Consider the following 14,679-nt stretch of genomic DNA (forward strand, 5'->3'; position numbering starts at 1 on the left):
ATGTCAAATTACACGGTACCCGAAATCATACAACAAACCAAAAATTGGGTAGAACGAATTGTGGTTGGTTTTAATTTTTGTCCTTTTGCCAAACGAGAAGTATTAAGAAATAGCATTCGATACCTAGTTTCTACGTCCTCATCTATGGAGTTTGTTATGTTAGAATTTGTAGAAGAATTAAAGCGTATGGATGCAGACGAAACCATAGAAACGACATTGATTATTTACCCCAAATTGTTTGGCGATTTTGAGGAATACCTAGACTTGGTTGATATGGGACAATCCTTTTTGCAGCAATTGGGATACGAAGGGACGTATCAGTTGGCAAGTTTTCATCCTGAATACTGTTTTGCAGACGTAGAACAAGACGATGCCTCTAATTTTACCAATCGTTCCCCTTATCCAACCTTGCATTTAATTCGAGAAGCAAGTATAGAACGAGCCTTGGAGCATTATGATAACCCTGAATCTATTCCTGATCGAAATATAGCTTTTGCTAGAGAAAAGGGAAAAAAGGTACTACAAAAAATATTATTAGACTGTTATCAGCTTTAGCGTAAAACAAAATTGATTTGCGGTTGTTGTCTTACTATTTACTCAATAGATTTGCACCAATAAAATTACGATTAATGAAAATAACAACGTTCGATTTTAAAGATATTCCTCAGTTTTCTGATACCGATAAGGCCTATACGCTAGGAGATGCTAGGCTTCGTCCTTTTTATCAACATGAGGTTAAGATAGAGCAATTTGCAAAGGTTATTGAACAAAAAACATTTGAGAAAGACAAAAGAGCGATTCTAGTCCAAGAGCTAGAACAACAATATAAGGGAGTAGCGGCTAGTGAAGCAACATTGAACAATATCCAAAAACTTCGAGCTTCAAATTGTTATACCATTATAACCGCTCATCAGCCCAATTTATTTACAGGACCGTTGTATTTAATTTATAAAATTTTGAGTACCATTAATTTGGTTGAAAAATTGGAAACTACTTATCCTGAACAGCAATTTGTTCCTATTTTTTGGACAGGAGGAGAGGATCATGACTTTGAAGAGGTTAACCATCTAAATCTATTTGGAAAACGATTGACTTGGGAAGATGAGCAAGGTGGTTCTGTAGGAAAATATGAGATAACTTCTTTGCGCCCCGTTTTAGAGCTAGTCCAAGAAATCTTGGGGACAGGAGAGCATGCTAAGATTTTATCCGAACAATTGGAGAAATATTATACAGCGGCAGAGAATTATGGAGAGGCGGTAAAACATTTTGTCAATTGGATTTTTAGCCGTTATGGTTTAGTGATTGCTAATGCAAATACGGCTGCGTTCAAGCGGCAAATGATTCCTATCTTTAAAGATGAGTTACTTCATCATACTTCCAAAGACATTGTAGAACAAACTGCTAGAGAATTAGTCGCAGCAGGATACAAACAACAAGCACATGCTAGGGCCATTAATTTATTTTATTTGCTGCCCAATAAACGCAATAGAATTGTAAAAGAAGAAGGGCTTTATAAGGTATTAGATACTAATTTAGCCTACTCTGAAGCAGAAATATTGGAGGAGCTAGAAAAAAATCCTCAAAATTTTAGCCCCAATGTTATTTTACGTCCGATGTTTCAAGAAACAATTTTTCCTAATCTTGCCTACATTGGAGGAGGGGGAGAAATTGCCTATTGGTTAGAGCGAAAAGCACAATTTGAGCATTACCAAATTCCTTTTCCAATGCTTATTCGACGTTGCTCTGTTCTATGGATTCCCAGAGGAATGACTAAATTAATGGGAAAATTAAATATTCAGGTAGACCAAATTTTTGGAGATACTCACCAATTATTAAAGCAATACATTTTAGAAAATACCACCGAAGAGTTGTCTTTGGAAACGGAGAAAAAAGCGCTCAATCAGGTGTTTGAGCAAATTATGGCAAAGACCATGCGCATAGATGTTGCCTTAGAAAAAGGAGTGCTAGGACAGCAAGTGCAAATGCAAAAGGCAATCGAAAAACTAGAACAGCGTTTGGTGCGAGCAGAAAAGAAAAAAAATGAAACGAGTATGCAGCAAATCCAAAAGCTAAAAGATAATTTATTCCCAAAAAATGGTTTGCAAGAGCGACATGATAATTTTTTGGCTTTTTATAGTCGTTATGGCGATCTGTTTTTGGATACCTTAAAGGCTAATTTGAATGTTTTAGACAAAAAATTTGTAGTAATTGAGGACTAATCAGTTCTTCTATTTGGCAATACTCAAAATAATTAGCGTTATTTATGGCACAGTTTTCTTAGTAGTTAAGAATTGAGTGCTAAGGAATAAGCTTATCACTCAGCTAAGAAATCTTAAAGAAGAAAGGTTCTTTGATAAATTGTGTGCTACTAATATAGGGTAAGGTGAAATTATTCTATTTGGGGATATAAGAACCTAGGCTACCTTGTTCTTAGATTACTAAAATCTAATACCCAAATGGTGTAATTAGAACCGTTAGTTAAAATTTCCTCACGATTTGTCAAAGAACAAGAAAAAAATAGACATTAATCTAATAATTCTTAAGGGAATATGATGATAGGCTCAAAAAAATATTGCAGCATTTTTTTTGGTATTGTATGCATGATAATGGTTACCAATTTGAAAGCACAAAAACAACGCTTTAATGGCAATTATCCTTTAGCAACACCAAGCAAATCTGAATCTCAAATAAAAGCAGAATACGAGAAGACGGTTACGGCTATGTTGGGCGGAGTACGTCTTATGGGACTAAATACAACTCCTACCAGTAGAGAAGATCCTGAGGCTTTTACCAAAGATGATTACAAGGAGGTGGTAGAAGAAATGAATGTTTATGCGATTGAGCTGTGCCAAAAATTAGGAACAGATTATGCTAATAAGCTCAAAAAAATTAGCAAAGCGATTAAGTCCAATAAGTTCTCAAGTGCAGAGTCTGATTTGGAAAGTATTGGTGCACAGTCTAGTAAAGAGGCGGAAACTATTTTCTTTATTTGGAAAGAATATTTAAGAGACAAAGAAAATAAAGCACCTTGGACCGATCCCGAAAATATTAAAATTACTCGTGTATATCGGGCGATGTTGGCTTATGTGAGCAAGAATTATGAACGCCCTTTTGGGGCACAGGCCGAGCAAGGGGCAATTATAGCAGATGCCGCACAAGCATTGAGTAATTGCATGGAAAACCCAACGGAATTGGCTTGGAAAGGGGAATCCAAAATGACCATGCGCAAAGAGGATGAACTAAGACGATTGGCGAGTAATGTTTCTTATTATAATTGGCGGATGCACAATCCTATTAGTGGAAAACGTGCGGCCCAAATTGATGAAACGGTTGTTCGACACTTGCAGCAGGCGTTGTACGATGTCGTTCGAACGACAATCGAAAATAAAGACCGTTGGGACAATGACCCTGCTCATGGTGCTAATTTATTGCGCCTTTTTGAGGATACAAAGGGCAGTGGTTGGACCGTTAATGGCGACAAGGCTCATAAAAAAAATTAGTAGGTTATAGCATCAACAGATGAATAACAATAAAATAGTCTACTTTATTAGTGGGCTAGCGGATCAATGCGTTTTATCGAATAGTTATAGTTTGTTTTTTTTATATAATCTATTATTTCCTTGTTTATTGGGTTCATTTTATCTGTTTTTTAAACTTGTAGCTCATGAAACTAATGAATAGAGCTCAAAAACTCTTACTTTTAAGTTATAAATAAATAAAAATTGAGCTTTAAATTTAGATCTTAGTAGATCAACAGATGAATAACAATAAAATAGTCTACTTTATTAGTGGGCTGGGAGCAGATGAACGTGTTTTCGCTCAATTGGATTTGCCAAGGGTACAGATGGTTTATATCAATTGGGTCAAGCCCGAATTAGAGGACAGCTTGTCTTCTTATGCTGCAAAACTATTGGAGCAAGTTGACCTTAATCAAGAGGTGGTGTTGGTTGGGCTTTCTTTTGGAGGAATGTTAGCCGTAGAGTTGAGCCAATTAATTCCTAATTGCAAAACAATTCTACTTTCAAGTGCCGCCACTGCTAAGGCAATTCCTCGTATATACAAAACGATTGGGAAATGTAAGATTCCTCAATTACTTCCTTTTTTTATTTTTCGGCAGGCTAATTTTTTTAGTTATTATTTCTTTGGAGTCAAGGCTAAACCTCATCAACTCTTGCTTAAAGAGGTGTTGTTTAACACAGATGAGCATTTCTTTAGATGGGCTATAGATGCTATTTTAGGTTGGAAAAGCGAAGTTGTTTTGCCCAATTTAATTCAGATTCATGGAACAAAAGACCGAATATTACCTTTGATTGAAGATTCAGAAATGGTAATAATTCCAAATGGTGGACATTTTATGGTCTTGGAGCAAGCCGATTTAGTGAGTAAGGCACTGCAAAAGGTATTGTTGGAAAAATAAATGTGCCAATTTGAGCATTAATAATCCTCAAATTGGCACATTCCAACCTTATCAAGAAGCGAAACCAACTAGCCACCAGCAGGCGTTTTAATTTCTCCACGTTGAATCAAAGCATCTGCTTTTGCTTTTTGTTTTTTGTTCCATATCTTTCGGAAAAATAGCACTTGCTCTTTTACTTTTAGATCTTTACCATGCAAATGGCGATGATAGGAGGTAATGATGATGCCAATCATATAATCATAATGAGGAACCTTCATTTTTCTAAAATACTCTGATAGTCTAGATCCCTCGCTTAAAGACCACTTGTGCTCCAACCAAGTTCCCAAAGAACCATGTGTTTTGCGATCTACTTCATCATCAGCATAAGCCATAAACGTTTTTTTAGCATCTTCATCCATCAATTTGTCCAATTGAGCAAAGGCATCGTACAAATCTCTAGGAATGTACATACCATCCAATTCTGATTCTAAGATACGATTTTGATAAATGCTATCATTGACAATATCGCCACGTTTTTTTTGTGTTTTGATAATTACTTTATCAGCATCCTTTTTAGGCGCTTCTTGTGCAATGGCTCCAATTCCAATACAACAAATCAGTGAAATAATGAGTATGCGAATCATATGCGGTTGTTTTTTGTTAGAAAATTGCTTAAAGCAACTTTAGATTGAATATAAGACCAACCAGTTTTATTTTTAGGTTGTTGTCTTATTAATACGAATCCTGTACCAATGTTACGGGTTTTTGAGATAAAAATAAAAAAAACTAAGCCATTGGTTGTTTAGCTTCTTTACAATCAGTGTTTTATAGCTCGTTGGTGCTGTTGTTGAGACTGTCTAATCCTTGAAGTTCTATTTCTAATAAGATAGGATTATGATCTGAATAAGCGAATTTTAAATTTTTCCCCTCTACCTTTTTGATGCTTATATTGGGAGAAACCAAATAAAAATCGACTAAGGAGACTGCTGTTTTGCCATATTCTAGAATATCAATAACCTGTCTATTGGTCGGAACAGTAGGATCAAAAGCCCATTGCCAGCCCTCAGGCATAAAATCAGGAGCTATATTAGCAGGGTTATAGGTAGAATCGGTGGGAATGCCAACGGCTTTGCTCGCTGCATCAAAAGGGAGTTTAGGAGGGGTTTGATTCCAGTCGCCACCAACCACAACATAATTACCTTTGTTGTATTCTGCTAAGACTAGTTGCTTGAAATAAGCCATTTCATCATTTTTTAGCGTTCCTCCATCGTAGGCAGAATTATGCGTATTAACAACAATCAACTCTTTGCCATCGGGATGAGCTGTTTGGTAACGTTGTACAGATAGGCAGCGATCAAGGTGGAAGATATAATCGGGCCATCCATAAGAGCCAGGAAATTGATAACGGGTACTTTTGTGCGCTTGATATTTAGCATAACTACTTAAGCCACTTTCCATTTTCCCCATTACTTGCCAAGGTTCACAAACGGGAATAACGACACGTTGGACTTTGTAGTTGACCGCAAAATGAGCATTGTAATTGGGCAATTGTGCTAGGTATTGCTCGTGTTGATTGATAAAATAACTGCGCTTGGACTGGTAATCTACTTCTTGCAATAAGACAAAATCAGCAGGATGAGCAGCAATAAAGGCACTAATTCCTGCAATGTTTTCTTCTACATAAGATTTGGGAGAACGAACCATTTTTCCATTCGAAAAAAAGAAGGGATTGCCATCGTCATAAAAGAAATTGGACTTGGCTCCTAAACCACCGTAGCCTACGTTCCAATTGAGAAATGTGAGTCGGTTCTTGGTGATAATTGAAGCTTGGGTATTGTCTTTTATGGGCAATGCTATTTTCTCTTCGGGTTGAAAATCTGTAGCAGTTCCATGCAAAAGACAACCAATAACATAACATAAAAATAGAGCTAGGGCAACTATTGACCACTTAAGGAGCTTTTTTAGAATCTTCATTGAATAAAACGAATAAATCTTGTAAAGGAAGTTGTTTAAAAATAACCAATTAATCATTTTGAAAAGGTTACTCCAATAATTCTACTTCCATAAAAGATATTTGGAGGGACTATTTAAAATGATTAATTTTGTTGCTACTTATAGAAGTTGTTGATCAATATGTGTGTAATAACTTCATGGTATGGAATGAACAAGTAGTAGTACAAAAATACATCTTAAATATTAGATGTTCTCTAAATTTAGAATGAAATTAATAAGAACAGCGCCCTTTTTATACCCTGTACTTAAGTAACGAAGCAAAACTAATGATTGTAAATTTAAGCCATCTTAATTTTTGTGAACTATTATTAAAAACAGATACTCCCAACCCCTTTAGGTATCTAAACTCTGGTAAGTCTAAAACTATGAATAAAATACAATCCCTACTTTTTATTTTTATAGCCTTGTTATTCTCTACAATGAGCTATGCGCAGGTGTTGCAAAATATGGTTAAAAACCCTAGCTTTGAGCAGTATAGGAAGGTGCCCTCAGACTTGGGAAATATAGAAACAATTGATTATTGGTCTTCTCCTACAGAGGCTAGTCCCGATTATTTTCATAGAAGGGCAGGAGGCAAAAATGTGGATATTCCTTATAATAAAATGGGGTACTGCAATGCTCGATCAGGGCATGCTTATACAGGAATTTATGCTTATGCGAGTCGTTATATAAAACGCAATTTTAGGGAGTATATTCAGTTAGAATTAAAACAACCCTTGTTGTTTGGCAATACTTACTGTGTAAAAGCACATGTGTTTCTTTCTCAATCGTCTAACCGTGCTGTTGGAGCCTTGGGAATGACGGCTTCCAAGATTAGAACGAACCAAAATCATGAGTTTGCGATTAGTGACAATAGAATGACTTATATGCTTCAAGAGGATCGTTCCCCCTTAGACGATAGAAAATGGGTAGAAATTTCTTGCCAATACAAAGCACAGGGAGGAGAGCGTTATATTGTAATCGGTAATTTTGACGACGATCGAAAAACTAAAGTTTCGGGAGCAATAGAAAATGATACGTTCAAAAATCCGCATGTAGATTTTGCCTATTATTATGTAGATGATGTTTGTGTAACCAATGCTAGTACTAATTTTAGTTGTGATTGTGGTTCTTTTGATTTGATCCGAACAAGGGGCGAAGAGCGCATTGTTTTGGATGTGAAAGTTCAGAAAAAAGAATATTATCTAGGACAGGTTGTGATTATGAAAAACCTTGATTTTGAACGAGGAAAGTCACTCATGTTGAGCGGTGCACAAGCTGCTATCAATGATTTGGTCGGTACACTGCGGCTCAATCCCAATTACCATATTGAGATTTCGGGGCATACAGATGATAAGGGCGACCCTCAAAAAAATCAAATTTTATCCAAAAAAAGAGCCGAAGCTGTTTACAATTATTTATTGTCTTCGGGGATTAAAAAAGAACGGTTAACTTTTAGAGGCTATGGGCAATCTCGCCCAATTGCTTTGAACAAAACTGTAGAAGGACGCCAAAAAAATGAGCGTATTCAATTTAGGATTACAAAAAAATAGCGTACATTTGTTACCAAAGAAGAACATAGTTTTTCTGAATACTATGTATTGATGATATTAAAATTTCGATCTTTAATCGATATAGCAAGATACTAAAATAAATATGAAAAAGACGGTTGATAAAAACGTACTAAACTCAATTAAGGAACAAGTCAAAGAATTAAAAGCTGCTTACCAAACAGAAAAAGAAGTTACTGCAGCAATGATTGAGCAGATGAAGGCAGTGAGAGAATTGTTCAAAGAACTAGAGCAACCTACTATTGTCAAATCTATTCGTTTGGCGTATGAACATATTACCAATCATGGTAACTTAGATAACTTGCCTTATTGGGAAACAGAAGAAATTGAATTGGACGAAGAAAATTCAAGTTTTGAATACTACTTAGGTTTGCTAACCAATCCTACTAATAAATACAATAGAGAAGAGATTAAGGAATTGAATATTTTGTTGAAAGAAATGGCAGATGCTTAATCCATAAAAAAAGATTTTAGGGTAAGAATCCCTAAACACTAAAACGAGTCACAAAATATTGATTTTGTGACTCGTTTTTTTTAACAGGTTATAATTCTTGAAGCAGTTGTTTTGCTTGTAGCGCATATTTTCCCCTTTCTGAAATGCGTAACAATTGTTCCAAAGCCATTTTACTATTGGAGCGATTGCCCTCTTGTAATTCAATTAAGGCTAAATACCAATAGGATTGTTGGGCATAAATACTTTTATTAAGCGTTAAAACCTGATTTAAATAACCTTTTGCAAGTGCATAGTTTTTTAGTTCTATATTGCTCATGGCTAAATGAAACAAAATGTTCTCATGGCTATTGTTTGGAGTATTAGCAATCTGAAGTGCTTGCTGTAATTGTTCAATAGCTACCTTATAATCTTTCTGAATGTAGGCATTTATCCCTGTTGTTAAATGGTCAGAAAGAGGGTGGGGAGTAGATCGCTCTAATTCATCAGAGATATACGTTTGATAGTGAGCCGCAAAAAGTTCTTGACTAGTTTTTTCGGCTTGATTGTACCACCAAGCAAAGGTTAAAATCAATAAAAAACTGGCTGCTGCAAGCCAATAATACCATTTTCGAGTGCTAGTGGTCGCACTTTTTTGATGCATCTTTGAAAAATCTTCTCCTATAGCAGATAATTTTTTTTCTAAATCAAAGGCCTGTTGATCGGATAGAAAAGCAGCCATTTCTTGATGCAAAGTCACTTCTTGCGCCAAAGCTGAATCTTTGGCTATTAATTGCTCAAACGCTTTTGTCTCCTCCTTTGTAAGTTGTTGGTTGAGGTAGCGTTCAATTTGTTCAAATTGTTGTTCTTCCGTCATAATATTTAATGAATTAGCGATTCAACTCTTTATAAAGAACGTCTTCTTTTACCAATTCTAATAATTTCTTTTGGCATTTGTATTTGCGTTTTTTTGCATATCCAGCACTTCCTAAGCCCAATTTTTGGGCAATTTCTTCCATGGTTTTTTTAGCAAAAAATAATTTCAAAATTTCTTGACACCCTTCTGATAAAAGGGAGAATTTTTTGAAAAAAAGCTGCTGTTTATTTCGTTCTTCTATCACTTCAATAATACTCAGATCTTCTTGAATAATGTCCTCCTCTACCAATAAAGGACGCAGATCTTTTTGTCGTTTTAGTTTTTGAAGCCAAAGGTTTTTGCATATTCCATAAAAATAGGTGTGCAAACTATACTTGAGCTCAAAATCGGGCGCTTTAGCCTTTTGATAAACGATCATAATTGCATCTTGAAATAGGTCCTTTGCGTCATCTACTGTCCCTTGGTTTCGAAGTACAAAGGAAACAATTCCACTAAAATACTGGGCATAAAACTGGCGTATAACGAAGGAATCTCCTGCCATAATACCATTAAGATAATGATCTGTTGTTGAAGTATTCAAATTGTTTGTCTCCAATAGCTGTTTGTTTTCTTGGCTTAAATAGGTTGCTCGAAAATAGAGAAAAAAAATAAAAATGCAAATTATTGAATATCATTAAATTATGAATAGCTGTTATTTTGTATGAAAAATAATTAAAATTTTGGGGTCACCTTTTGGGGGCTTTGTCAACCAATAAGCAAAACCACTAGTAAAGAGTTAATTAATCAATGTGCACAGCTTTTTACTAGGGGGATCTTTAAATCATTTTTATTAAAACAATTTATACTATGCCTACAAATATTAAAGGAATCTGGATGATTTTGCAAACAGCAACTGGCACAAACTCAGGAATAAAGGATAGCAACCATCTTGAGCTTCAGATCACAACGACGAACTCTGTTGTAAAATTGGAAACCAATAATGCTGCTAGTGGTGCTAATGGCCTTGTTCAATCACTGGTTAAAGCCCAAGCCACACAATTTTCTTGGAATGCACAAGGTGGTTATTGGCCAGCAGGAGCTTTGACCGTTGAGAATATTAGTTCTTGGAGCTTGGAATTAGTTGCTGCCAATAGCAATGCTTCTTATACGCCACGATGTATTTGGATTATTATGAGAGATGTTGATAACAATTATCATCTAGCGGTAGCAGATAGATCTTGGAACAAAAACAAACCTTTGCTCCCTGGGATTGCTCAAGTTATTGGCTAAATCAGATTGAATAAAAAGTAGCAGACGAAGTACACTGTGTAAAAACAGAATAACTTAACTGTATACTAAGAGCAAATTCTATAAATCAAAAAATAGAGTTTGCTCTTTTATCTCCGAATTGATTTTAATGGTCTCACGAATCTAATACGTCACAAACAGGGATATATAGCACTCGTAACAAGGGCGATACCTAGAACGTGGCTAATAATCCATGAAGAATTATTTTACTAAACACTGAAAATAACGATAGTAATTATGAAAAATATAAATATACATGCTGTTTTGGGGGTGATTTTTGTCTTACTGAATCTTCCTTTTTTAGCACAAGGGCAGAAAAAATGCACTAAATGTGATTCTACAGAAAAAAAGCCTGTCCGAATTCGGATTATTTCCTTTCAAGCAGGTGATCCTACTTTTAAAACAGCTTTACGGAATAAAGACAGCATTGCCGTCAATAAATTTGATGTCACTGCAATTTTATATGCTGTAAACAAAGAGGGGGCAGTTTTTGACACAGATACGGTCTATAATCATGTGGTTGGAAGGCTGAAGCCCAATGAAAAAGTAACGATTATGTCCTGTTTTGATTTTGAAGGGGAATATATTCCAGACTCTATTCGAGCAACCTTAATTCTTTACGATACAATAGACTGTTCCATCAATTTTGCGATAGAGGATGATACGGCAACGATTAACTTTGGATCCAGCGCCTCCTGTCCTCATAATAGTTTCCAGTCTAACAATATACCCTATTTAAAGTCGGGAGAGCCCCTATTTATTCCAGAGGATGGAGATATTGTTGTATTCGCATCGAGAGATGAAACCAATCCAAAAGTTTTTTTGGAGGCTATCTTAGATTCGACCACGACAGCAGATACAATGGTATTGGATACGATTAAATTAGTAAGTACTTTTAATTCTCTAAAAATGCAGGGTGCAAAATGGAAACTTCGCAAGGTAAAAGAAGGAGGAGATTCTATATTTTATCTACAACCATTGCTTCCTGATAATGATAATTATGTTTTAGGACTAAGTGACAGTACTTTTATTTTGGTAGATATAAATAGTGAAAATGCGAATGCTAAGTGGAATCTTCAATTTTTAGAAGCGACCAAAGATAGCAGTAATGTTCATCATCTGTATCTTAATGGAGCAGAAGAAGGACAAAAAAACTACCTTTATAAAAAAGAAAATAGTTGTGTTGGAATTACCACTAGCCTTTTAGAAAAAAAGACAAAATGGTATATTCATAAATTAACTGACTAAACAGTTGTTGCTGATTATTAATGTTTTTAGGAACAAAGGTGGTTTGAAAATAAAATACGATGAAAAGAATTTTACCCTTGGTTTGGTTATATTCATTGATCTTATTTCCTCACTTGGGAATTGGTCAATCTGCGGATCAATGGCCAGAATATTGGCTAGAGAAAGCAGATCAATTGGAGGAGCAAGAGCAATTGGATAGCGCCATCTATTGCCTAAAACAAGCAGCAAATTATGCAAGAAATAGTCAAAATATAGACTGTCTGACCAAGAGCCAATTAAAACAAGGCTCTTGTTTTTTATATCAAGAGAATTGGGATAGTGCCGTTTATTACTACAACCAATGTATTCATACCGCTCAAAAATTTGAAATAAAAAATTCGCTTATTTTAGCGAATGCACATTCCTTACAGGGAGTGGCTTATTATTATTTGGGGGATTTTAATCAAGCAATTGTACATGCTCAAAAATCATTAGATTATGATCTGATTAATGGAGTAGAACCGAGTAATTTGGCATTGAATTTAGAAAATCTTGCCAATATGTACCGAGAAAAATCTGCTTATGATAAAGCATTAGAATATTATCAGCAAGCAATGGCTATTTATAAAAAGGAGGGAGCATCTGCTAAAAAATTACTAGGGCTAACCTACTTAAATATAGGGGTTTGTTATAATCGGAAGCAACAAAATGAGAAGGCTTTAGCTTATTATAAGCGCTCAAAAGCACAGCTAGAACAGAATCCTAATCCATCCAAGAAACAATTGATTAGTCTGTACAACAGTTTTTCTATTGTCTATCGAGATTTGAATGCCTTGGATAAATCCATGAATTATGTTCAAAAAGCGTTAGCATTACAAAAAGAAACGCCTTATAAAAGAGCAAATACGCTGACTACCTTGGGCTATCTATATTTAAAAAAGAAGCTATACCCAAAAGCTAGAGAGGTCTTAATGGAGGCATTCGAAATACATCCTGATAAAAAACACCCCAATGTCGCCAAAATACAATTGACACTAGGGCAAAGTTGGGCAGGAGAGAATAAGAAAAAAAAAGCATTGGAGGCCTATCAAAAGGGAATGATGATTTTGGTACAGGGCTTTGAAAATACAGGAATGAATAACCCTGCTCTCCAAAATTATAATAGCTCTTCACGGAATCTACTTAAATTATTACATGCCAAAGCAAAGCTCCTAAGCCAAATGGGGGCAGATTATTGCGGGCTGTCCATCGAAACGTATCAGTTGGCATCTGACTTGATTTTTCAAATGCAAAAGAGTTATCCCAATGCCTCTACACAATTATTATTAGCAAAAACAACAACCCCATTGCATGAAGAAGGTTTTGAGGTTGCTTTTAATGCTTATCAAAAAGACAAAACAATAAAAAACTTAAATCAAGCACTTTTTTTTGCAGAGCGCACAAAATCAAAATTACTGTTAGATAATATTGCTACTAAAACGGCAAAAAAAATGGGAGGTGTACCAAAAGAACTTATCCAAGAAGAACAAAATTTGTATTTAAACTTAGCATTTTATAAAAAGAAATGGCTAGAAGCTGACCGTAAGCAACAAACGGAAAAAAAACAGCAGCTTCAACAGTATATTTTTGATTTAGATGCAAGGATAGCGCAACTTCAAAAGCGTTTAGCAAAAGAATATCCCAATTATTACGAAGATCAACAACAAGCTATTCCTACAGTAGAGGTGGTGCAAGATCAATTTTTGAAATCTAACAAGGAGGTGTTGATCGAATATTTTGTCAGTCATCAAGAAGTCTATGCTTTTGTGATTCATCCGTCATTTGCTAAGTTAGAACATATCGCTACGAAGACTAGCTTGGAGGTTTTTTTAAGTCGGTTTTGGGCTAGTTTATTGAACCCTCAAACGAAAATGCAAAATGAAGAAGATGCTTTTAAATATTATGTTATAAATGCTCAAATCTTATACGAAAAGCTATTAAAACCATTGATCCCTGAAAAGGTTCAAGAACTATACATTGTTCAGGATGAGCAATTAAGCTTTTTGCCAATGGCAGCATTGTTAAAATCGAATAGTCAAGAGGCTGGAATGAGCTATTTAGATTTGGATTATCTCGTACATCATTATCGATTTGGGTATAGTTATTCAGCCGCTTTATTGTTGCATAACCTCAGGCATAAATCAACGGATTATCAACAATCCTTTCTTGGGTTTGCTCCTTTCGAAACAGTAACCCCAAAAGATAGTTTTAATGCACTTCCTTATTCGCTTAATGAAATTGAAGAGGCGACCAATTTATTAGGGGGGAACAATTTTATAGGAGATCAAGCTACTTTTGGACAGTTTTGCCAGACTGCTAATGCATCTATTTTACACATCGCTTCTCATGGTCATGTGAATAGAAGGTATCCCGAATATTCTTATTTAGCATTTAGAGGAGATCAACATTTATATGCTTTTGAAATTCAAAATATAGAGATAGAAGCAGATTTAGTTGTTTTGAGTGCCTGTGAAACTGGAATTGGGCAATTTGCCTCAGGGGAGGGAACACTTAGTTTAGCTCGATCGTTTATGTATACAGGTGTTTCAAGTGTATTGATGACCTTGTGGAAGATAAGAGATCGGAGTAGTGCTGTATTAATGAATTACCTCTATCAGTACTTGGCAGAGCATGGTACTTCTAAGCTAGAAGCATTGAGAGAAGCACAAAGAAAATACCTACAAGTAGATGCTGATCCCAGAACAGCACATCCTTATTTTTGGGCAGCTCATATTCTTTTGGGTAGCCCTGATGCATCAATGATTAGACCACTGGACCATAGATGGAAATATGCAGGTTGCTGCATGGTGTTGTTAATTGGGATAGGATTTTGGCAGTGGAAAAAAGGACGAGGGTAAAT

The 14,679-nt window shown here is 35.5% G+C and carries 13 protein-coding genes; 9 read left to right on the top strand and 4 right to left on the bottom strand.

Translation table 11 applies throughout. From position 1 onward, the window contains the following. From AsAng_RS04070 to AsAng_RS04085, 4 genes are all read left to right on the top strand, one after another. On the top strand, positions 1 to 555 hold the full coding sequence (locus tag AsAng_RS04070; RefSeq protein WP_264791510.1) for a DUF1415 domain-containing protein: 555 nt from the start codon (positions 1 to 3) through the stop codon (positions 553 to 555). A gap of 74 nt (positions 556 to 629) precedes the next feature. Further along, a complete protein-coding gene (gene bshC, locus AsAng_RS04075) occupies positions 630 to 2,219 on the top strand; it encodes a bacillithiol biosynthesis cysteine-adding enzyme BshC (RefSeq protein WP_264791511.1) in 1,590 nt (529 codons plus the stop codon). Between the two features lie 399 nt (positions 2,220 to 2,618). Next, positions 2,619 to 3,500 carry a hypothetical protein gene (locus tag AsAng_RS04080; RefSeq protein ID WP_264791512.1) on the top strand — a complete coding sequence of 294 codons (882 nt, stop codon included), beginning with the start codon at positions 2,619 to 2,621 and terminating at the stop codon, positions 3,498 to 3,500. 257 nt (positions 3,501 to 3,757) lie between these two features. After that, the gene (locus tag AsAng_RS04085; protein ID WP_264791513.1) at positions 3,758 to 4,417 is read left to right on the top strand and encodes an alpha/beta fold hydrolase; all 660 of its coding nucleotides are present in this window, start codon (positions 3,758 to 3,760) and stop codon (positions 4,415 to 4,417) included. A 68-nt stretch (positions 4,418 to 4,485) separates the two neighbouring features. Here AsAng_RS04085 and AsAng_RS04090 read toward each other — a convergent pair whose 3' ends face one another. Together AsAng_RS04090 and AsAng_RS04095 are read right to left on the bottom strand one after the other, a co-directional pair. Then, complete coding sequence (locus AsAng_RS04090) at positions 4,486 to 5,040, bottom strand: DUF6794 domain-containing protein (RefSeq protein ID WP_264791514.1); 555 nt, start codon at positions 5,038 to 5,040, stop codon at positions 4,486 to 4,488. A gap of 181 nt (positions 5,041 to 5,221) precedes the next feature. After that, complete coding sequence (locus AsAng_RS04095; RefSeq protein ID WP_264791515.1) at positions 5,222 to 6,370, bottom strand: endonuclease/exonuclease/phosphatase family protein; 1,149 nt, start codon at positions 6,368 to 6,370, stop codon at positions 5,222 to 5,224. Between the two features lie 404 nt (positions 6,371 to 6,774). Between AsAng_RS04095 and AsAng_RS04100 the strand changes: the two genes are divergently transcribed. Both AsAng_RS04100 and AsAng_RS04105 read left to right on the top strand, forming a co-directional pair. Further along, complete coding sequence (locus tag AsAng_RS04100; protein WP_264791516.1) at positions 6,775 to 7,941, top strand: OmpA family protein; 1,167 nt, start codon at positions 6,775 to 6,777, stop codon at positions 7,939 to 7,941. 103 nt (positions 7,942 to 8,044) lie between these two features. Then, a complete protein-coding gene (locus tag AsAng_RS04105) occupies positions 8,045 to 8,413 on the top strand; it encodes a hypothetical protein (RefSeq protein WP_264791517.1) in 369 nt (122 codons plus the stop codon). Positions 8,414 to 8,501: 88 nt separating this feature from the next. On the opposite strand, the gene AsAng_RS04110 is transcribed toward AsAng_RS04105, so the two are convergent. Together AsAng_RS04110 and AsAng_RS04115 are read right to left on the bottom strand one after the other, a co-directional pair. Further along, positions 8,502 to 9,266, bottom strand: coding sequence for a tetratricopeptide repeat protein (locus tag AsAng_RS04110; protein WP_264791518.1), 765 nt, complete (start codon positions 9,264 to 9,266; stop codon positions 8,502 to 8,504). Positions 9,267 to 9,279: 13 nt separating this feature from the next. Next, entirely contained in the window at positions 9,280 to 9,861 is a 582-nt protein-coding gene (locus AsAng_RS04115; protein WP_264791519.1) for an RNA polymerase sigma factor, read from the bottom strand. A 251-nt stretch (positions 9,862 to 10,112) separates the two neighbouring features. Between AsAng_RS04115 and AsAng_RS04120 the strand changes: the two genes are divergently transcribed. The 3 genes from AsAng_RS04120 (at position 10,113) to AsAng_RS04130 (ending at position 14,677) form a co-directional block, all read left to right on the top strand. Further along, on the top strand, positions 10,113 to 10,535 hold the full coding sequence (locus AsAng_RS04120; RefSeq protein WP_264791520.1) for a hypothetical protein: 423 nt from the start codon (positions 10,113 to 10,115) through the stop codon (positions 10,533 to 10,535). Between the two features lie 255 nt (positions 10,536 to 10,790). Then, positions 10,791 to 11,801 carry a hypothetical protein gene (locus tag AsAng_RS04125; protein ID WP_264791521.1) on the top strand — a complete coding sequence of 337 codons (1,011 nt, stop codon included), beginning with the start codon at positions 10,791 to 10,793 and terminating at the stop codon, positions 11,799 to 11,801. A 59-nt stretch (positions 11,802 to 11,860) separates the two neighbouring features. After that, positions 11,861 to 14,677: a CHAT domain-containing protein gene (locus AsAng_RS04130; protein WP_264791522.1), complete on the top strand. Its 2,817-nt coding sequence runs from the start codon at positions 11,861 to 11,863 to the stop codon at positions 14,675 to 14,677. Positions 14,678 to 14,679 lie beyond the last annotated feature (2 nt).

It is taken from the genome of Aureispira anguillae (assembly GCF_026000115.1).
Taxonomy (GTDB): Bacteria; Bacteroidota; Bacteroidia; order Chitinophagales; family Saprospiraceae; genus Aureispira; species Aureispira anguillae.

What these genes read in the sequence shown, in the direction of transcription:
- AsAng_RS04070 (WP_264791510.1), top strand. Translation starts at nt 1, where the DNA reads ATGTCAAATTACACGGTACCCGAAATCATACAACAAACCAAAAATTGG.
- bshC (WP_264791511.1), top strand. Translation starts at nt 630, where the DNA reads ATGAAAATAACAACGTTCGATTTTAAAGATATTCCTCAGTTTTCTGAT.
- AsAng_RS04085 (WP_264791513.1), top strand. Translation starts at nt 3,758, where the DNA reads ATGAATAACAATAAAATAGTCTACTTTATTAGTGGGCTGGGAGCAGAT.
- AsAng_RS04090 (WP_264791514.1), bottom strand. Translation starts at nt 5,040, where the DNA reads ATGATTCGCATACTCATTATTTCACTGATTTGTTGTATTGGAATTGGA.
- AsAng_RS04095 (WP_264791515.1), bottom strand. Translation starts at nt 6,370, where the DNA reads ATGAAGATTCTAAAAAAGCTCCTTAAGTGGTCAATAGTTGCCCTAGCT.
- AsAng_RS04100 (WP_264791516.1), top strand. Translation starts at nt 6,775, where the DNA reads ATGAATAAAATACAATCCCTACTTTTTATTTTTATAGCCTTGTTATTC.
- AsAng_RS04105 (WP_264791517.1), top strand. Translation starts at nt 8,045, where the DNA reads ATGAAAAAGACGGTTGATAAAAACGTACTAAACTCAATTAAGGAACAA.
- AsAng_RS04110 (WP_264791518.1), bottom strand. Translation starts at nt 9,266, where the DNA reads ATGACGGAAGAACAACAATTTGAACAAATTGAACGCTACCTCAACCAA.
- AsAng_RS04120 (WP_264791520.1), top strand. Translation starts at nt 10,113, where the DNA reads ATGCCTACAAATATTAAAGGAATCTGGATGATTTTGCAAACAGCAACT.
- AsAng_RS04125 (WP_264791521.1), top strand. Translation starts at nt 10,791, where the DNA reads ATGAAAAATATAAATATACATGCTGTTTTGGGGGTGATTTTTGTCTTA.
- AsAng_RS04130 (WP_264791522.1), top strand. Translation starts at nt 11,861, where the DNA reads ATGAAAAGAATTTTACCCTTGGTTTGGTTATATTCATTGATCTTATTT.